This is a genomic window from Streptococcus sp. 3874 (assembly GCF_013276425.1).
Lineage (GTDB): Bacteria > Bacillota > Bacilli > Lactobacillales > Streptococcaceae > Streptococcus > Streptococcus pseudopneumoniae.
On record NZ_VMLA01000060.1, the window covers coordinates 1 to 16,064 of the forward strand.

At 42.7% G+C, this 16,064-nt stretch carries 23 protein-coding genes; 14 read left to right on the forward strand and 9 right to left on the reverse strand.

Translation table 11 applies throughout. The features are described 5' to 3' along the window. From HT703_RS06500 to HT703_RS06510, 3 genes are all read left to right on the forward strand, one after another. A partial coding sequence (locus tag HT703_RS06500) for a transposase (protein WP_171039705.1) occupies window positions 1–149 on the forward strand: 149 nt, incomplete at its 5' end. 234 nt (window positions 150–383) lie between these two features. Next, window positions 384–1,175: a DUF2785 domain-containing protein gene (locus HT703_RS06505; protein WP_023933745.1), complete on the forward strand. Its 792-nt coding sequence runs from the start codon at window positions 384–386 to the stop codon at window positions 1,173–1,175. A gap of 109 nt (window positions 1,176–1,284) precedes the next feature. Further along, window positions 1,285–1,953, forward strand: coding sequence for an aquaporin (locus tag HT703_RS06510; protein WP_119920133.1), 669 nt, complete (start codon window positions 1,285–1,287; stop codon window positions 1,951–1,953). A 172-nt stretch (window positions 1,954–2,125) separates the two neighbouring features. On the opposite strand, the gene queF is transcribed toward HT703_RS06510, so the two are convergent. From queF to sstT, 9 genes are all read right to left on the reverse strand, one after another. Then, complete coding sequence (queF, locus tag HT703_RS06515; protein WP_000082587.1) at window positions 2,126–2,617, reverse strand: preQ(1) synthase; 492 nt, start codon at window positions 2,615–2,617, stop codon at window positions 2,126–2,128. An 18-nt stretch (window positions 2,618–2,635) separates the two neighbouring features. Further along, on the reverse strand, window positions 2,636–3,352 hold the full coding sequence (queE, locus tag HT703_RS06520; protein WP_000196466.1) for a 7-carboxy-7-deazaguanine synthase QueE: 717 nt from the start codon (window positions 3,350–3,352) through the stop codon (window positions 2,636–2,638). Beyond that, entirely contained in the window at window positions 3,345–3,788 is a 444-nt protein-coding gene (gene queD, locus HT703_RS06525) for a 6-carboxytetrahydropterin synthase QueD (RefSeq protein ID WP_000464585.1), read from the reverse strand. The genes queE and queD overlap by 8 nt, the downstream gene beginning before the upstream one ends. After that, complete coding sequence (gene queC / locus HT703_RS06530) at window positions 3,788–4,441, reverse strand: 7-cyano-7-deazaguanine synthase QueC (protein ID WP_000828776.1); 654 nt, start codon at window positions 4,439–4,441, stop codon at window positions 3,788–3,790. The genes queD and queC overlap by 1 nt, the downstream gene beginning before the upstream one ends. A gap of 201 nt (window positions 4,442–4,642) precedes the next feature. Beyond that, window positions 4,643–4,957, reverse strand: coding sequence for a thioredoxin (gene trxA, locus HT703_RS06535; RefSeq protein ID WP_001029581.1), 315 nt, complete (start codon window positions 4,955–4,957; stop codon window positions 4,643–4,645). 15 nt (window positions 4,958–4,972) lie between these two features. Then, on the reverse strand, window positions 4,973–5,194 hold the full coding sequence (locus tag HT703_RS06540) for a DUF4649 family protein (RefSeq protein WP_000570252.1): 222 nt from the start codon (window positions 5,192–5,194) through the stop codon (window positions 4,973–4,975). Between the two features lie 97 nt (window positions 5,195–5,291). Further along, window positions 5,292–5,672 (reverse strand): MarR family transcriptional regulator, encoded by a 381-nt coding sequence (locus tag HT703_RS06545; RefSeq protein WP_000221629.1) that lies wholly within the window; start codon window positions 5,670–5,672, stop codon window positions 5,292–5,294. Between the two features lie 126 nt (window positions 5,673–5,798). Next, window positions 5,799–6,767 (reverse strand): aromatic acid exporter family protein, encoded by a 969-nt coding sequence (locus HT703_RS06550; protein ID WP_054392758.1) that lies wholly within the window; start codon window positions 6,765–6,767, stop codon window positions 5,799–5,801. A gap of 67 nt (window positions 6,768–6,834) precedes the next feature. Continuing rightward, window positions 6,835–8,040, reverse strand: coding sequence for a serine/threonine transporter SstT (gene sstT / locus HT703_RS06555; RefSeq protein ID WP_023937241.1), 1,206 nt, complete (start codon window positions 8,038–8,040; stop codon window positions 6,835–6,837). A gap of 138 nt (window positions 8,041–8,178) precedes the next feature. On the opposite strand from sstT, the gene HT703_RS06560 reads away from it, so the two are divergent. The 11 genes from HT703_RS06560 to HT703_RS06610 all read left to right on the forward strand — a co-directional run bounded on the left by HT703_RS06560 (window position 8,179) and on the right by HT703_RS06610 (window position 15,979). Continuing rightward, window positions 8,179–8,739 (forward strand): mechanosensitive ion channel domain-containing protein, encoded by a 561-nt coding sequence (locus tag HT703_RS06560; RefSeq protein WP_001168882.1) that lies wholly within the window; start codon window positions 8,179–8,181, stop codon window positions 8,737–8,739. Between the two features lie 57 nt (window positions 8,740–8,796). Beyond that, entirely contained in the window at window positions 8,797–9,705 is a 909-nt protein-coding gene (locus HT703_RS06565) for a magnesium transporter CorA family protein (RefSeq protein ID WP_023937239.1), read from the forward strand. A 14-nt stretch (window positions 9,706–9,719) separates the two neighbouring features. Then, a complete protein-coding gene (locus HT703_RS06570; RefSeq protein ID WP_000963739.1) occupies window positions 9,720–10,247 on the forward strand; it encodes a YqeG family HAD IIIA-type phosphatase in 528 nt (175 codons plus the stop codon). A gap of 2 nt (window positions 10,248–10,249) precedes the next feature. After that, a complete protein-coding gene (gene yqeH, locus HT703_RS06575) occupies window positions 10,250–11,356 on the forward strand; it encodes a ribosome biogenesis GTPase YqeH (RefSeq protein WP_000391176.1) in 1,107 nt (368 codons plus the stop codon). A gap of 212 nt (window positions 11,357–11,568) precedes the next feature. Further along, complete coding sequence (gene yhbY / locus HT703_RS06580; RefSeq protein ID WP_000060169.1) at window positions 11,569–11,880, forward strand: ribosome assembly RNA-binding protein YhbY; 312 nt, start codon at window positions 11,569–11,571, stop codon at window positions 11,878–11,880. A 51-nt stretch (window positions 11,881–11,931) separates the two neighbouring features. Further along, window positions 11,932–12,561: a nicotinate-nucleotide adenylyltransferase gene (locus HT703_RS06585; RefSeq protein ID WP_000151313.1), complete on the forward strand. Its 630-nt coding sequence runs from the start codon at window positions 11,932–11,934 to the stop codon at window positions 12,559–12,561. Then, on the forward strand, window positions 12,561–13,154 hold the full coding sequence (yqeK, locus tag HT703_RS06590) for a bis(5'-nucleosyl)-tetraphosphatase (symmetrical) YqeK (protein ID WP_023937237.1): 594 nt from the start codon (window positions 12,561–12,563) through the stop codon (window positions 13,152–13,154). Before HT703_RS06585 ends, yqeK begins: the two co-directional genes overlap by 1 nt. Beyond that, on the forward strand, window positions 13,155–13,655 hold the full coding sequence (locus HT703_RS06595) for a cysteine hydrolase family protein (RefSeq protein WP_172929987.1): 501 nt from the start codon (window positions 13,155–13,157) through the stop codon (window positions 13,653–13,655). Window positions 13,656–13,667: 12 nt separating this feature from the next. Beyond that, window positions 13,668–14,021: a ribosome silencing factor gene (rsfS, locus tag HT703_RS06600; protein WP_023933751.1), complete on the forward strand. Its 354-nt coding sequence runs from the start codon at window positions 13,668–13,670 to the stop codon at window positions 14,019–14,021. Between the two features lie 110 nt (window positions 14,022–14,131). Then, on the forward strand, window positions 14,132–14,872 hold the full coding sequence (locus HT703_RS06605; protein WP_031233756.1) for a class I SAM-dependent methyltransferase: 741 nt from the start codon (window positions 14,132–14,134) through the stop codon (window positions 14,870–14,872). Window positions 14,873–14,881: 9 nt separating this feature from the next. After that, on the forward strand, window positions 14,882–15,979 hold the full coding sequence (locus HT703_RS06610; RefSeq protein WP_000156344.1) for a nucleotidyltransferase: 1,098 nt from the start codon (window positions 14,882–14,884) through the stop codon (window positions 15,977–15,979). Window positions 15,980–16,064: the final 85 nt, after the last annotated feature.

The window sequence follows — 16,064 nt, forward strand, 5'->3', positions numbered from 1 at the left end:
AACACTTTTTCTTACCTCTACCGCCTTATTCACCAGATTTGAATCCTATTGAGCAAGCTTGGGCTATCTTGAAAAAGAAAGTAACAGATTTATTAAGGGAAGTCCCAACTATTTTTGAATGTTTGGAACGCTTTTTTAAAACTAAATGACTATATAACTAGTTTTTCGCAATTTTTGAGACAGAAATGTGATTTTTGTGATAAAGTTCTATCATTACAAGTTCATTTGTGGTAATATGGAATAAATCATTTATGTATCCTTTCAGAAATGTGCTGTTTCTCTGAATATAAATGTCTTTTTCTCTTTAACTTAATTTTACAAATTGCTAAAGTCATTTAAGGACAGCTTTTTGAACAGTTGCTAGAAATGTAGAGGTATTGACCATGTATCAAAAGTTACTTAGAAAAATAGCAGAAGAAAAACCAAGTTATAACCAGGAAGAAATCCAGTGGCTACTTGATCATTTGGGAGATCCTTCTCCAGAAATTCGTGATGACCTTGTTTTTACAAGCTTTGCTAGAGGGATTCAGGAAGAGCTATTTACACAGGAACAATTTCATTTCATTGCTGAAGGGATTTCATCTGATGGAGGGTTAGATAAAGATATTGATAAGGTAGGCCTGTCAACCCTTGAACGTTCTTTTAGGGCGCTTATTTATGCAAATCTCTTGTCTGCAGATGCCAACCAGCAATCGATTTTTTATCAGGAATTAAATGCAGGAATTCGTAATGTCCTTTTAAATCAAGGTTTGTATTATCTTTCAAAAGAAAAGGATACAACGGGTTTTTCAAGTCAGTATGGTTGGGTTCATACTTTTGCACATGGAGCCGATTTACTGACAGAGGTGGTTTGTCATCCCAACTTTCCTAAAAACAGAGTTCATGAAGTATTTGATATACTTGGCCAACTATTTAAAAGAGTTTCGATTCGCTTTACAGATGATGAGGATTGGCGTTTAGCAAGAGTGATCTATGAACCTATTTTACAAGGGAAGTTAGCGCAAGAGCAAGTAGCTTCTTGGATAAAAGCTGTTGACTTTCCGATAGAAGAAAGGGAAGATTTTTATAAATTTTCCAACTTCAGATCCTGTCTGTTGGAAGTCTATGTCCAACTTGACCAGAGAAATAGTTTACAAGATGACTTGAAAGAAGCTATTCAATCTTTTCAATATTAGGTATTGCTAGTAGTTCTATGATTTTCAAAAAATTTCCAATCAATTTTCTTGAAACCCTTTCCTACTTTTGATAGACTAGTATCTAGTTTTTGAAAAAAGGAGAAAGAAAATGAAAAAATTTGTTGCTGAGTTAATCGGTACGTTCATGCTTGTATTCGTCGGGACAGGAGCTGTTGTTTTTGGAAATGGTGTTGAAGGTCTTGGTCACCTAGGGATTGCCGTTGCCTTTGGTCTGGCAATCGTAGTTGCAGCCTACTCAATCGGAACTGTTTCAGGTGCTCACTTGAATCCAGCTGTTTCGATTGCTATGTTTGTTAACAAACGTTTGTCATCTTCAGAGCTTGTCAACTACATCCTTGGACAAGTAGTTGGAGCTTTCTTAGCATCTGCTTCTGTCTTCTTCCTCTTGGCTAACTCAGGTATGTCAACTGCTAGTCTTGGTGAAAATGCCTTGGCAAACGGTGTCACTGTCTTTGGTGGTTTCTTGTTTGAAGTCATCGCAACTTTCTTGTTTGTCTTGGTTATCATGACTGTGACTTCAGCAAGCAAGGGAAATGGCGCGATTGCTGGTTTGGTAATCGGTTTGTCCTTGATGGCGATGATTCTTGTCGGATTGAACATTACTGGGCTTTCAGTAAATCCAGCTCGTAGCTTGGCACCAGCTGTTTTGGTAGGTGGCGCAGCCCTTCAACAAGTTTGGATTTTCATCCTTGCACCAATCGTTGGTGGGGTTCTTGCAGCCCTCGTTGCAAAAAACTTCCTTGGAACAGAAGAATAATTGAAAAACAAAAAGCCTTGCTCCTCATCTAGAGGAACAGGGCTTTTTCGTATGATACTCTTCGAAAATCTCTTCAAACCACGTCAGCTTCCATCTGCAACCTCAAAGCAGTGATTTGAGCAACTTGCGGCTAGCTTCCTAGTTTGATTTTTGATTTTCATTGAGTATGAGTTTAACGATTGTCAATTTTCTCTGGATAAAGGTCGTGTTGGAAGAGGCGTTGTTCTGCCAAGCCTTCATACTTAGTTCCAGGCTTACCGTAGTTGTAGTAGGGGTCGATTGAAATGCCACCGCGCGGAGTGAATTTTCCCCAAACCTCCAAATAGCGAGGGTCTAGCAAGTTGACCAAGTCTTTCCCGATGGTGTTGATACAGTTTTCGTGGAAATCTCCGTGGTTTCGGTAGCTAAAGAGGTAGAGTTTGAGGGATTTTGACTCAACACAGAGCTTGTCAGGGATGTAGGAAATATAAATGGTCGCAAAGTCTGGTTGAGCAGTGATCGGGCAAAGTGAGGTAAATTCAGGACAGTTAAATTTGATAAAATAGTCATTTTCCACATGACGATTGTCAAAGGATTCGAGGACTTCTGGTTGATATTCGAAAATGTAGTTGGTTTCTTTGTTGCCTAGTAGGCTTAGGTTTTTCATTTCTTCTTGTTGTGACATGATTTTTTCTTTCTAATCTTAAACACCACGTTGATTATCGTAGAGGAGGGTATGCAGTTGAGGGAGGACGCGGACATTGCCCCAGCTGTCGTCAGCAGCGACACGTTCCCAGAGTTCTTTGAGGCGGTCCAGTTGGTCTTGGACAATATTACCCGTAGCCTTGGGCTCAGGATTTCCTGCTGATAAGAAGAGAACATCTGGTTGGTAGCGTTCTTGAATCCCTTTGGCAAAGGCCAAATCGGCATCATCAAAGACAGGGATTTTAAAGGTGACCCTGTCTGGATCAAGTTGGGAAACGATAAAGTCCAAGGTCTCAAAGTTGACTTCCATCTTGGATGAAGGAGGTTTGGGACTGAGAGTAACCTGGTCGATGTCTTTTAACCAATTTTGCCAGCGAGAGCCTTGAGTTTCAACAGCCAGAGTAACACCACGTTCCTTGAGTTTGGTGACCAATTCGGCCATGTTGGCTGCTAGGATAGCAGGATTTCCCCCAGATAGGGTTACATAGTCGTAGCTCCCCAATTTATCCAAGGCAGCAATGACCTCGTCAGCTGTCATACGAGTTGGCTTTTCAGAGCCATCCCAAGTAAAGGCAGAATCGCACCAGTCGCAGTGGTAGTCGCAACCAGCAGTGCGGACAAACATGGTTTTCTGCCCGATTGCACGGCCTTCGCCTTGAAAGGTTGGGCCAAAAATTTCTAGAACTGGTAGTTTGAGGACACGTTCCCTAGTCATCTAACCACTCCCGTCTAAACTCTGCAAAGGCAGTCGGAGTCTCATAGAGACGAACGTATTCCAAACGGAGACCGCGCTCGTTTGGCAACTCTTGATTCATGGTTTGGAAAATCCAGTAAACCATATTTTCAGCAGTCGTGTTCATATAGGGAAGAGTTTCATTGAGATAGCGATGATCCAAGTGGGGCTCTAAGTAGTTCTTGTAGGTCGCTTTGATGTCTCCGAAATCGTAGGTCATACCACGTTCATCTAAAAATCCACTGACAGCAATCTGCAGATGATAGGTGTGGCCGTGCAGGGATTTGCATTTTCCCTCATAGTGAAAGAGGTGGTGAGCAGCATCAAAGGTAAATTCTTTGGAGACTAGAGTCCGATAAGGATTGTAGACAAGAGACTCCCCAGTTTCCTGTTTGATTTCTTTGGGTGCAAAAAACATTAGGCTTCTCCTTTCTGTGAGAGATAAACATCTAACCCATGTTGACGTAGGTGGCAGGCGGGGCAATCTTCACAGCCGCTCCCGATAATTCCGTTGTAGCAGGTTAAGGTCTTTTCACGAACATAGTCAAAGGCACCGAGTTGGTCGGCTAGCTCCCAAGTTTCAGCCTTGTCTAGCCACATAAGAGGTGTTTGGATAACGAAGTCGTAATCCATGGCAAGGTTGAGGGTAACATTAAGGGATTTGACAAAGACATCTCGACAATCGGGGTAGCCTGAGAAGTCTGTCTCGCAGACACCTGTCACGATATCTTTAATGCCTCGTTGCTTGGCAAGGACTGCCGCAAAGGATAGAAAGAGGTGGTTTCGACCGTCAACGAAGGTATTGGGAACTTCTCCCTCTTTTTGCTCAATCTCCATATCAGAGGTCAGCGCATTTTCAGTGATTTGCCCCAGCAGAGACATATCTAGGATGTGATGACGAATGCCCTGTTCCGTAGCGATTTCTCTGGCAACTTGAATTTCGAGATGGTGGCGTTGGCCATAGGCAAAGGTAACGGCTTCGACCGTTTCATAGTGTTCTTTAGCCCAGAAAAGGCAGGTTGTGGAATCTTGACCGCCACTAAAGACGACCAAGGCTGATTGACGTTTCATAGTACTCCTTCCAAAATGGGAAATGTTCAGAGCACGCAAAAAGCTCCCTTGAGGGAGCTAAAAAATACCAAGTCAAGGTTTTTTTTAGCGATGGCATGTCCCAAACATCGTAATATTCTACTTACAGTCTAGCATATTTTTTGAAAAATGGCAAAGGGCAAGAAAAAAGAGACCAAAGAAAGTACTTGGTCTCTCGTTTGATTAGCTCAATTCAGCAACGATGGCCTTGATTTGTTCTGCTGTGTGAACACCAGCAACTTGTTTGACAACTTGGCCGTCTTTTTTGAAGAGAAGAGTTGGAATAGACATGATTCCAAAAGCACGAGCTGTGTTTGGATTTTCATCAACGTCCATTTTAACGATTTTCAAGACATCTTCTGAAAGTTCTTCAGACAATTTGTCCAAGATTGGACCTTGCATACGACATGGACCACACCAAGTTGCCCAGAAGTCTACTAAGACCAAACCGTCTTTTGTTTCTTGTTCGAATGTTGCATCTGTAATTGCTTTTGCCATTGTATTTCTCCTTTTTTAGTTATATTGGCTTAAATCTTGTTTCTTGAGATAGAAGAAGATATCTCCATAAGTCCCATGGTAGTCCAAATCATGATCCTTATAAGTCAATTTTTGGACAGGGTAGTAGTCTGCGACGCCGATAATGCAAGCTTGTTGCGAACGATCAAAATCTTCATAGGATTCGAAAGTCACAGTTCTTTCGTTCTTACTGGCGTCTAGATAAGTAATTTCAATCATATAAAACTCCTTTGTTTAATCTTGACTTTATTTTACTCCTTGTAAAAGAGAATGTCAATAAAAATGATTGCGCACGCAACTTTTTTCTAAAATCATCTTAAATCAAGAAATCCAAACCTGCTTCCAAGCTTTCTTCGACAGCCTTTTGTAGCGAGGCCAGTGTCTTTTGCCCATCATTTGTCAGGCAGATAAAACTAGAGCGTCTATCTTGATGGCAGCACATGCGACTGAGTAGACCGCAATTTTTAGCTTCCAAGCGAGCCACCATCCTAGAAACTGCGCTCGGGCTCAGATGAAGCTTATCTGGCAGGTCAATCTGGCGTAGAGATTTTTCTTGGGCCAAGTCCAGATAGTAGAGCAGGTAGAACTCTTTCAAGGTCAGACTTTGCTCGCTCTGTTGGGCAATGGTCTCTTCCAGGAGACTTTCAATTTCTTTCTGACGCCGATTGAAGTCAAACCATTTTTCCAAATAGGTCATAGTGTCTCCTTTCTTTTTAGAGTCATAAATAGAAGAAAGTCCATTAACGGGCAGTCTCTGCGTCACAAGATGATTGCGCATGCAATAATTATACTACTTTTCAAGAATGCTGGCAAGTTCTGTTTTTTAGTGGTTTTCTTTTTTACTGTCCATATTTTTGTAAAAATCAACTTTTACTTGGATGAAGGTTTTGGCTTCACGTAGGAGTTGAAGAAGGGTAGCGCGGGTTTCAAATTCTTCTCTTGTCTTGGGCAGACTGCGGTTTCGGAAGACTTCCAGATAGCGTTCGATTTCATCTAGCAAATCAGAAGCAGGATTGGTCTGGCTCAGTTGACCTGCAATTTTTGAAAAGAGTTGAGCCAAAATCAGGCTCTCACTGGCAGCTAGGTGACAGGTATTGATTTGCTGGGCCATATTTCGCAGGATACGACTTTGTAGCTGTCTCATCTCAAAGTAGTGAATATGGTAATCAGTCTGGTGAAAGAGGTGGTCTGAGTGATCCAAATAGACCAGTCTGAGGGCTTCTTCCAAAAGGGTGTCCAATTCTTCCACCAGCTGTGCTCGGTTGCGTCCATCCCCTCTGGATAAATAATATTTGAAGCGTAGGAGGATGTCTTTTAACTTTTCTTCTACCAATGTGTGGTAGTGATGAATTTCCTCTTCTCGTGAAGGCATGTAGAGATTGACCAGTAAAGCAAATCCTGTACCGATAGCAAAGAGAAAGAATTCATTGACTAGAAGGTCTGGAGAGGTTGACTCTTGTACCAAGAGATGGCTAACCAAAACAGTGCTTGGTGTGATGCCAATTTCCCAGCCCATCTTGTAAGCTAGAGGCACATAGAAGGCAAGATAGAGACCAAGGCTCCAGATATGAAATCCGCTCAAGTGAAAAGCTAGAACACCGATAGCCAGAGCTAGGAGCATGGAAAAGAGGCGATTGCGAGCCAGTTTTAAAGTACTTCTACGCGTATCAGATAGGCTCAAGAGAGCGATAATTCCAGCCGAAATTGCTGAGGAAATATTGAGAAAATAAGCAAGAAAACAGGCAAGACAGGTAGCTAAGATGAGCTTGGTCGTACGTTGGCTAATAGACATAAGAGTTTCCTAATAAGTTAGAATAAAAGCGTAAAAGACAAGACCTGAGCAGGCTTGCCTTTATGAGTTATTTTTTACGGGCTGCTGTGTATTCGGCAACGGCAGTAAAGAGGACGTCTGTAGAAGAGTTAAGGGCTGTTTCACATGAGTCTTGGATGACCCCAATCACAAATCCAACCCCAACAACTTGCATGGCAATATCGTTAGAAATACCGAAAAGGCTACAAGCAACTGGGATAAGAAGGAGGGAACCTCCCGCAATACCAGAAGCACCGCAGGCTGAGATAGCTGCTACCACACTGAGGACAAAGGCTGTGGCAAAGTCAACAGGGATTCCAAGAGTGTTTACCGCAGCAAGGGTCAAAACGTTAATGGTAATCGCTGCTCCAGCCATGTTGATAGTAGAGCCAAGTGGGATAGAAACAGAATAGGTATCTGGGTTGAGTCCAAGGTCATGGCAGAGTTTCATGTTGACAGGAATGTTAGCCGCAGAACTACGAGTGAAGAAGGCTGTCACACCGCTGACACGGAGGCAGTTCCAAACTAGAGGGTAAGGGTTGCGTCTCATAAAGAAGAAGGCAATCAAAGGGTTGACCACAAGGGCAACAAAAAGCATAGTCGTTACTAATAGAACCAATAAAATACCGTAGTTGGCAAGGCTTCCGATTCCCTTGTCAGAAATGGTTTTAAAAACAAGACCAAGGATTCCAAATGGAGCCAGATTGATGATCCATTCGACAATTTTAGAAGTCACGTCAGCGATAGTTTTTAGTAATTCTTTACTATTTTTGCTGGCCTCTCTCATAGCAATTCCAAAAATGACTGCCCAAGATAAGATTCCAATATAGTTAGCAGTAAGCAGGGCGTTGACTGGATTGTCAACCAGTTTGAGCAAGAGGTTGCTGAGGACCTGTCCAATCCCATCTGGTGGAGCAATATCGGTATTAGCACTATTTAGGGTGATTTCAATAGGGACGATGAAACTTGCTAGTACAGCTACAAGAGCAGCGGCAAAAGTTCCTAGGATATACAAGAAAACAACAGTTTTCATATTGCTATCTTGTCCCTTTTGATGTTGGGAAAGGGCATTAGCAACGAGAGCAAAGACTAGGATAGGAGCAACAGCTTTTAGACCTCCAACGAATAAATCCCCGAGTAGCCCAATTCCTGAGAGATTAGGAAGGGTCAGTCCTAGAATTCCCCCACAAAGCATACCAATCAAGATACGCTTGACAAGGCTTGCCTTGTTCCAAGCATGAATGATTCTTTTCATAATAATCTCCTTTCTGTGTAGTGATTATGATTATAGTATAAACGATAGACAAAATCAAGAATTTTCTGTCTATTTTTTGAATATTTATGGATAATGAGACTGATGAAAATATGGTATAATGAAATAAAGGAGTTTTATATGCAAAAATTTATTCAAGCTTATATTGAAAAGCTAGATGTGACAACCATTATCGAAAATATTCTAACCAAGGTCATTTCTCTTTTACTGCTTTTGATTGTATTTTATATTGCTAAAAAAATGCTTCATACCATGGTGCAGAGAATTGCCAAACCTTCTCTAAAAATGTCTCATCATGATGTCGGGCGCCAGAAAACCATCTCACGTTTGTTAGAAAATGTGTTTAATTATACGTCATATTTCTTTTTACTCTACTGTATTTTATCGATTTTAGGCTTACCTGTATCTAGCTTGCTGGCTGGGGCTGGAATCGCTGGGGTGGCGATTGGGATGGGAGCCCAAGGTTTTCTGTCTGATGTCATCAATGGCTTTTTCATCCTTTTTGAACGTCAACTGGATGTGGGAGATGAGGTTGTTCTGACCAACGGCCCCATTACTGTATCGGGTAAGGTTGTCAGTGTGGGAATTCGTACGACACAGCTTCGTAGCGAGGAGCAAGCTCTTCACTTTGTTCCGAACCGAAATATCACGGTTGTTAGCAATTTCTCACGCACGGACTAGACCTGTTATTTTAAGTAATTTGTGGTACAATAGAGGGAGTTTAATAAAGGAGAAAAGATGGTTTTAGAAAAGCAGTTGGGCAATGGTTGTACCTGGATAAACCTAGACCTCGGAAAGTTGAATAAACTAGAAGACCTTTCTGAAATCTACGGCTTGGACAAGGAAACCATTGAGTACGCACTGGATAGGAATGAGCGTGCCCACATGGACTACCACCGTGAAAGTGGGACGGTTACCTTTATCTATAATGTCCTAGATGTGAAAAAGGACAAGGCCTACTATGAGACTTTTCCCATGACCTTTATCGTGGAGCATCGTCGCCTGATTACCATTAGTAATACCAAGAACGCCTATGTCATTGAACAAATGACCCGTTATCTGGAGAGTCATGACACGCTTTCGATCTACAAGTTTCTCTTTGCCAGTCTGGAAATCATCAGCAATGCCTACTACCCTGTCATCGAGCAGATGGATAAGAGTAAGGACGAGGTCAATGGTCTCTTGCGTCAGCGAACAACTAAGAAAAATCTTTTTGCCCTTTCCGACTTGGAGACGGGTATGGTTTATCTTACTGCGGCTGCTAAACAAAATCGGATTTTGTTGGAGCATATTCAAGGTCATGCCTTGTATCGTAGTTTTGATGAGATTGAGAGAGAACAGTTTGATGATGCCATGATTGAGGCTCATCAGCTGGTATCCATGACAGACCTAATCTCTCAGATTTTACAGCAACTTTCAGCCTCTTACAACAATATTCTAAACAATAATCTGAATGATAATTTGACAACCTTGACTATCATTTCAGTCTTGCTAGCTGTTTTGGCAGTCGTGACAGGCTTTTTCGGAATGAATGTTCCCCTACCTCTAACAGATGAGCCCCATGCTTGGCTCTACATCAGTATAGCTAGTGCAGGGTTATGGATTGTTTTATCCTTGTTACTAAGGAAAATTGCGAAAAAAAGTTAAGAAAAGGAGCCAGAATGGCGATTGAAAACTACATGCCAGATTTTGCTGTGGAAGCAGTCTATGATCTGACAGTCCCAAGCCTGCAGGCGCAGGGAATCAAGGCTGTTTTGGTCGATTTGGACAATACCCTTATTGCTTGGAACAACCCTGACGGGACACCAGAGATGAAGCAATGGCTACATGACCTTCGGGACGCGGGCATTCGCATTATCGTAGTGTCAAATAACACCAAAAAACGCGTCCAACGAGCAGTTGAGAAGTTTGAGATTGACTACGTTTATTGGGCTCTAAAGCCCTTCACATTTGGGATTGACCGTGCCATGAAGGAATTTCACTATGAGAAAAGCGAAGTGGTCATGGTTGGCGACCAGCTCATGACAGATATACGAGCAGCCCACCGTGCAGGCATTCGCTCGATTTTAGTCAAACCCTTGGTCCAACATGACTCGATTAAAACGCAGATTAACCGAGCTCGTGAGCGTCGTGTGATGCGAAAAATCACTGAAATGTACGGACCGATTACATATAAAAAAGGAATTTAACTATGGAAGAAATTCTCTGTATTGGTTGTGGAGCAACCATTCAGACGACAGATAAGGCTGGTCTGGGTTTTACCCCTCAGTCGGCACTTGAAAAAGGATTGGAGACTGGCGAAATCTATTGCCAACGCTGTTTCCGTCTCCGCCACTACAATGAAATCACGGATGTTCAATTGACAGACGATGATTTCCTAAAACTCTTGCACGAGGTAGGAGACAGTGATGCCCTGGTGGTTAATGTCGTTGATATCTTTGACTTTAATGGCTCTGTCATCCCAGGCTTGCCACGTTTTGTCTCGGGCAATGATGTCCTCCTGGTTGGAAATAAAAAAGATATCTTGCCCAAGTCTGTTAAACCAGGCAAGATTAGCCAGTGGCTCATGGAACGTGCCCACGAAGAAGGTCTCCGTCCAGTTGATGTCGTCCTAACTTCAGCCCAAAACAAGCATGCCATTAAGGAAGTCATTGACAAGATTGAACACTACCGTAAGGGCCGTGATGTCTATGTCGTTGGGGTAACTAACGTTGGAAAATCAACCCTAATCAATGCTATTATCCAAGAAATCACGGGTGACCAGAATGTCATTACGACTTCGCGCTTCCCAGGAACAACCTTGGACAAGATCGAGATTCCGCTTGACGACGGATCTTATATCTACGATACGCCGGGGATTATCCACCGTCACCAGATGGCTCACTATTTGACGGCTAAAAACCTCAAGTATGTTAGTCCTAAAAAGGAAATCAAGCCTAAAACCTATCAGCTCAATCCTGAACAAACCCTGTTTTTAGGTGGTCTCGGACGCTTTGATTTCATTGCGGGTGAAAAGCAAGGATTCACAGCCTTCTTTGACAATGAATTGAAACTCCACCGTACTAAGCTTGAAGGTGCTAGTGCCTTTTACGACAAGCATCTTGGAACCCTTTTAACCCCACCAAATAGCAAGGAAAAAGAAGATTTTCCAAAATTGGTCCAACATGTCTTTAATATCAAGGACAAAACTGACCTAGTCATCTCAGGACTCGGCTGGATCCGCGTAACAGGCACTGCCAAAGTCGCCGTCTGGGCACCAGAAGGCGTCGCAGTCGTCATACGAAAAGCAATTATTTAAACACAGAAAGGAAAGGGTTGTCTTTATTAAGGCGAGCGTTGCGAGCCCGTAGAGAATACTTTTCGCCGTGGTGTCAGTTGGTACAAGTGATTGTACCAACTGCGGGAAATTTGAGACCATAGGCTCAAATTTTAGTCATGAAAGCCCGAAGGACTTTGCTAACGTCCGCCACCACTTTAGAAAAGTATAAAAAGAAACTCTTTTAAGAAATTATGTCATTAACATCAAAACAACGTGCCTTCCTCAACAGTCAGGCACACACCCTCAAACCCATCATCCAAATTGGAAAAAATGGTCTCAACGACCAAATCAAAACCAGCGTTCGTCAAGCACTTGATGCACGCGAATTGATTAAAGTAACGCTCTTGCAAAATACAGATGAAAATATCCACGAAGTAGCTGAAATTTTGGAAGAAGAAATCGGTGTGGATACAGTCCAAAAAATCGGACGCATCTTGATTTTGTTTAAACAATCTAGCAAGAAAGAAAATCGCAAGATTTCTAAGAAAGTCAAAGAAATCTAAGACCGAAACTCCAAATAACTGTTTTTATAGAGAAATAAAGGGGACTAGCCTATGACAATCGAACTATTGACTCCCTTTACCAAGGTAGAGTTGGAGCCAGAAATCAAGGAGAAAAAACGCAAACAAGTTGGGATTTTAGGGGGGAATTTTAACCCTGTTCACAATGCCCATCTCATTGTTGCGGATCAAGTACGGCAACAGTTGGGACTGGATCAAGTTCTTCTCATGCCTGAATACCAACCTCCTCACGTTGATAAAAAGGAAACCATCCCTGAACACCATCGTCTCAAGATGCTTGAGTTGGCAATTGAGGGAATTGACGGCCTAGTCATTGAAACCATTGAGTTGGAGCGCAAGGGTATTTCCTACACCTACGACACCATGAAGATTTTGACAGAGAAGAATCCAGATACGGATTATTACTTTATCATCGGTGCCGACATGGTTGACTATCTGCCTAAGTGGTACCGAATTGATGAACTGGTTGACATGGTTCAGTTTGTGGGGGTTCAGCGTCCACGCTACAAGGTAGGGACTTCCTATCCAGTTATCTGGGTGGACGTACCGCTCATGGATATCTCGTCCAGCATGGTGCGGGACTTCCTTGCCCAAGGTCGGAAACCCAACTTTCTCCTACCTCAGCCAGTGCTAGACTACATCGAGAAGGAGGGGCTCTACTGATGTCCTATCAAGACTATATCAACTGCTCCCGTGAGGCCTTGTTGGAAAAAATGGTAGAGTTTCTACCTGAAAAACGCTTAACCCATTGCTTGGGTGTGGAGCGTGCCGCTATGGAATTAGCTCAGCGCTTTGGTGTAGATGTTGAGAAAGCAAGTCTAGCAGGTCTTCTTCATGACTATGCTAAAAAGTTGTCAGATCAGGAATTTCTAGCCTTGATTGACCGTTACCAGCTAGACCCTGACCTCAAAAACTGGGGCAATAATGTCTGGCATGGTATGGTCGGAATTTACAAAATTCAGGAAGATTTGGATTTGCATGATTCTGAAATTCTGCGAGCCATTGAAATTCATACAGTCGGAGCTGGTCAAATGACAGACCTAGATAAGGTCATCTACGTCGCAGACTATATCGAGCACAATCGAGCCTTTCCTGGAGTAGATGTGGCGCGTGAGATTGCAAGTCTATCGCTCAATAAGGCGGTGGCCTACGAAACAGCTCGTACCGTGGAGTATCTAGCTCATCAGGGATTCCCCATCTATCCCCAAACCCTTGAAACCTATAACGCCTTTGTGCACTATTTGAAAGAGAACTAAATGAAGATGGCTTTTATAATCATTGATGTTCAGAATGTTTTAGTAGAAACTGGGTTCCAGACAAAAAGTCTATTGGAAAAAATTTCTTATTTACAAAACCAGGCTAGAAGCAAGAATATTGAAATTATCTATGTTCAACATATTGAGAACTCTGAAGCTCAAACATCAGAAGATTGGCAGTTATCTGCGCTTTTAAATCGAAAACCTGCTGAAAAGGTCTTTCAGAAGAAGTATAACAGTATTTTCAAAGAAACTGGCTTAAAAGAATACTTGGATAAACAGGGGATTGAAAAATTAGTTTTATGTGGTATGCAGACAGAATATTGTGTGGATACCTCTGTCAAGGTTGCCTTTGAATATGGCTATCAGCTTATTGTTTCAGAAGGTGCTGTCACAACCTTTGATGGGGATGACATTCCAGCAGAAACGATTAATGAATTTTATGAGGACATTTGGGAGGAGCGCTTTGCAGATGTCCTAGATTACAAACATATTTTCTAAAAAGAGGATTAAATGAACGAAAAAGAATTACTAGAACTAGTCGTGAAAGCGGCTGATGAGAAACGTGCGGAGGATATCCTCGCACTTGACGTACAAGATTTGACTAGTGTGACGGACTACTTTGTCATCACTAGCTCTATGAATAGCCGTCAGTTGGACGCTATCGCTGATAATATCCGTGAAAAAGTAGCGGAAGCAGGCTTTAAAGGCAGTCATATCGAAGGCGATGCAGCTGGAGGTTGGGTCTTGCTAGACCTCGGTGCTGTCGTTGTACATATCTTCTCAGAAGAAATGCGTGCCCACTATAATCTGGAAAAACTATGGCATGAGGCGGATTCTGTAGACTTATCTGAAACTCTGGCGTAGAAGATGAACTCAGTTGTAGTCAACTGGGTTTCTTTGCTTATTTTAGAAGAAAATTGATAGAAAGGTGAGGGCGAGTGGTGTTTGCCATGTAGGCTCTTGGTATCATGATTATGGCAACTTATGAAACTTTTGCGGCGGTCTATGATGCGGTCATGGATGACAGTTTATACGACAAATGGACTGATTTTTCTCTGCGTCATTTGCCTAAGACCAAGGAGAGAAAGAAACTCTTGGAATTGGCTTGTGGGACAGGAATTCAATCAGTGCGCTTCTCTCAGGCTGGTTTTGATGTGACTGGACTTGACTTGAGTGCGGATATGTTGAAGATTGCGGAGAAGAGAGCAACTTCAGCCAAGCAAAAGATTGCTTTTATAGAAGGTAATATGCTGAATTTGTCCAAGGCAGGGAAATACGATTTTGTCACGTGTTATTCGGACTCTATCTGCTATATGCAGGATGAGGTGGAAGTAGGGGACGTCTTTAAGGACGTGTACAATGCGCTGAATGAAGAGGGAGTTTTCATCTTTGACGTGCACTCGACCTACCAGACAGATGAAGTATTCCCTGGCTATTCCTACCATGAAAATGCGGAAGATTTTGCCATGCTTTGGGATACATATGAGGACGAAGCTCCTCACTCCATCGTGCATGAGCTGACTTTCTTTATCAAGGAGGCTGACGGTTCTTTTAGTCGCCACGATGAAGTACATGAGGAGAGGACTTATGAGATCTTGACCTATGATATCTTGCTGGAACAGGCTGGTTTCAAGTCCTTCAAACTCTATGCAGACTTTGAGGATAAGGAACCAACAGAAACTAGCACCCGTTGGTTTTTTGTGGCGCAGAAGTAGGAGAACATCATGACCATCACAGGTATTATCGCAGAGTTCAATCCTTTTCATAATGGCCATAAATACCTGCTGGATCAGGCAGAGGGACTGAAAATTGTTGCCATGTCAGGGAATTTCATGCAGCGTGGAGAGCCTGCTATTGTGGATAAGTGGACAAGGGCCCAGATGGCGCTGGAAAATGGCGCAGACTTGGTAGTGGAATTGCCCTTTTTAGTCAGTGTTCAGGCAGCTGATTTCTTTGGTCAAGGAGCTGTGGATATCTTGGATCGCTTGGGCATTGATAGTCTAGTTTTTGGGACAGAGGAAGTTCGAGATTATCAGAAAATCGCTGACTTATACACAGAGAAAGGTGCTGAGATGGAGAAATTTGTGGAAAATCTGCCTGATTCCCTTTCCTATCCCCAGAAAACCCAATCTATGTGGAAGGAATTTGCTGGTCTTGATTTTTCAGGTAATACCCCCAATCATGTTCTTGCTCTGGCCTATGCAAAGGCGGTTGCAGGACGAAATATCAAGCTGCATACGATTCAGCGTCAGGGGGCAGGTTACCATTCTGTGAATAAAGATGTGGACTTTGCCTCGGCGACAGCCCTCCGTCAACATCAGAAGGACCAAGATTTCTTAGAACGCTTTATGCCTTCTGTTGCCCTATTTGAGCAGGCCAGTAAGGTGATCTGGGAAGACTATTTTCCCTTGCTCCGCTATCAAATCTTGTCAAATCCCGACCTAACCACCATCTATCAGGTCAATCAAGAAATGGCTGTGCGCATTAAAGAAGCTATTAAACCAGCCCAGTCTGTAGAAGAGTTGGTCGAGGCGGTTGCGACCAAACGTTACACCAAGGCGCGTGTCAGACGCCTATTGACCTATATTTTGGTGCAGGCTAGAGAAAATGTCTTGCCAGAAGCCATTCATGTCCTTGGATTTACTGAAAAAGGCAGGCAACATCTCAAGTCTCTGAAAGGACAGGTCAATCTAGTCAGCCGAATTGGCAAAGAACCTTGGGATGCTATGACCCAAAAAGCAGACCAGATTTACCAACTAGGAAAGCCAAGTATAGCAGAGCAAAATTTTGGAAGAGTGCCGATTAGAATAGAAACAAGCTAAGTCTACCGAAAGGTAGGCTTTTTGAGATTTTTTACGAATAATACTCTTCGAAAATCAAATTCAAATCGCGTCAACGTCGCCTTGC

What these genes read in the sequence shown, in the direction of transcription:
- queF (WP_000082587.1), bottom strand. Translation starts at nt 2,617, where the DNA reads ATGTCACAACAAGAAGAAATGAAAAACCTAAGCCTACTAGGCAACAAA.
- rsfS (WP_023933751.1), top strand. Translation starts at nt 13,668, where the DNA reads ATGAACGAAAAAGAATTACTAGAACTAGTCGTGAAAGCGGCTGATGAG.
- HT703_RS06560 (WP_001168882.1), top strand. Translation starts at nt 8,179, where the DNA reads ATGCAAAAATTTATTCAAGCTTATATTGAAAAGCTAGATGTGACAACC.
- HT703_RS06585 (WP_000151313.1), top strand. Translation starts at nt 11,932, where the DNA reads ATGACAATCGAACTATTGACTCCCTTTACCAAGGTAGAGTTGGAGCCA.
- HT703_RS06610 (WP_000156344.1), top strand. Translation starts at nt 14,882, where the DNA reads ATGACCATCACAGGTATTATCGCAGAGTTCAATCCTTTTCATAATGGC.
- yqeK (WP_023937237.1), top strand. Translation starts at nt 12,561, where the DNA reads ATGTCCTATCAAGACTATATCAACTGCTCCCGTGAGGCCTTGTTGGAA.
- queC (WP_000828776.1), bottom strand. Translation starts at nt 4,441, where the DNA reads ATGAAACGTCAATCAGCCTTGGTCGTCTTTAGTGGCGGTCAAGATTCC.
- HT703_RS06605 (WP_031233756.1), top strand. Translation starts at nt 14,132, where the DNA reads ATGGCAACTTATGAAACTTTTGCGGCGGTCTATGATGCGGTCATGGAT.
- HT703_RS06565 (WP_023937239.1), top strand. Translation starts at nt 8,797, where the DNA reads ATGGTTTTAGAAAAGCAGTTGGGCAATGGTTGTACCTGGATAAACCTA.
- yqeH (WP_000391176.1), top strand. Translation starts at nt 10,250, where the DNA reads ATGGAAGAAATTCTCTGTATTGGTTGTGGAGCAACCATTCAGACGACA.
- queD (WP_000464585.1), bottom strand. Translation starts at nt 3,788, where the DNA reads ATGTTTTTTGCACCCAAAGAAATCAAACAGGAAACTGGGGAGTCTCTT.
- HT703_RS06505 (WP_023933745.1), top strand. Translation starts at nt 384, where the DNA reads ATGTATCAAAAGTTACTTAGAAAAATAGCAGAAGAAAAACCAAGTTAT.
- HT703_RS06510 (WP_119920133.1), top strand. Translation starts at nt 1,285, where the DNA reads ATGAAAAAATTTGTTGCTGAGTTAATCGGTACGTTCATGCTTGTATTC.
- HT703_RS06540 (WP_000570252.1), bottom strand. Translation starts at nt 5,194, where the DNA reads ATGATTGAAATTACTTATCTAGACGCCAGTAAGAACGAAAGAACTGTG.
- trxA (WP_001029581.1), bottom strand. Translation starts at nt 4,957, where the DNA reads ATGGCAAAAGCAATTACAGATGCAACATTCGAACAAGAAACAAAAGAC.
- yhbY (WP_000060169.1), top strand. Translation starts at nt 11,569, where the DNA reads ATGTCATTAACATCAAAACAACGTGCCTTCCTCAACAGTCAGGCACAC.
- sstT (WP_023937241.1), bottom strand. Translation starts at nt 8,040, where the DNA reads ATGAAAAGAATCATTCATGCTTGGAACAAGGCAAGCCTTGTCAAGCGT.
- HT703_RS06570 (WP_000963739.1), top strand. Translation starts at nt 9,720, where the DNA reads ATGGCGATTGAAAACTACATGCCAGATTTTGCTGTGGAAGCAGTCTAT.
- HT703_RS06545 (WP_000221629.1), bottom strand. Translation starts at nt 5,672, where the DNA reads ATGACCTATTTGGAAAAATGGTTTGACTTCAATCGGCGTCAGAAAGAA.
- HT703_RS06550 (WP_054392758.1), bottom strand. Translation starts at nt 6,767, where the DNA reads ATGTCTATTAGCCAACGTACGACCAAGCTCATCTTAGCTACCTGTCTT.
- HT703_RS06595 (WP_172929987.1), top strand. Translation starts at nt 13,155, where the DNA reads ATGAAGATGGCTTTTATAATCATTGATGTTCAGAATGTTTTAGTAGAA.
- queE (WP_000196466.1), bottom strand. Translation starts at nt 3,352, where the DNA reads ATGACTAGGGAACGTGTCCTCAAACTACCAGTTCTAGAAATTTTTGGC.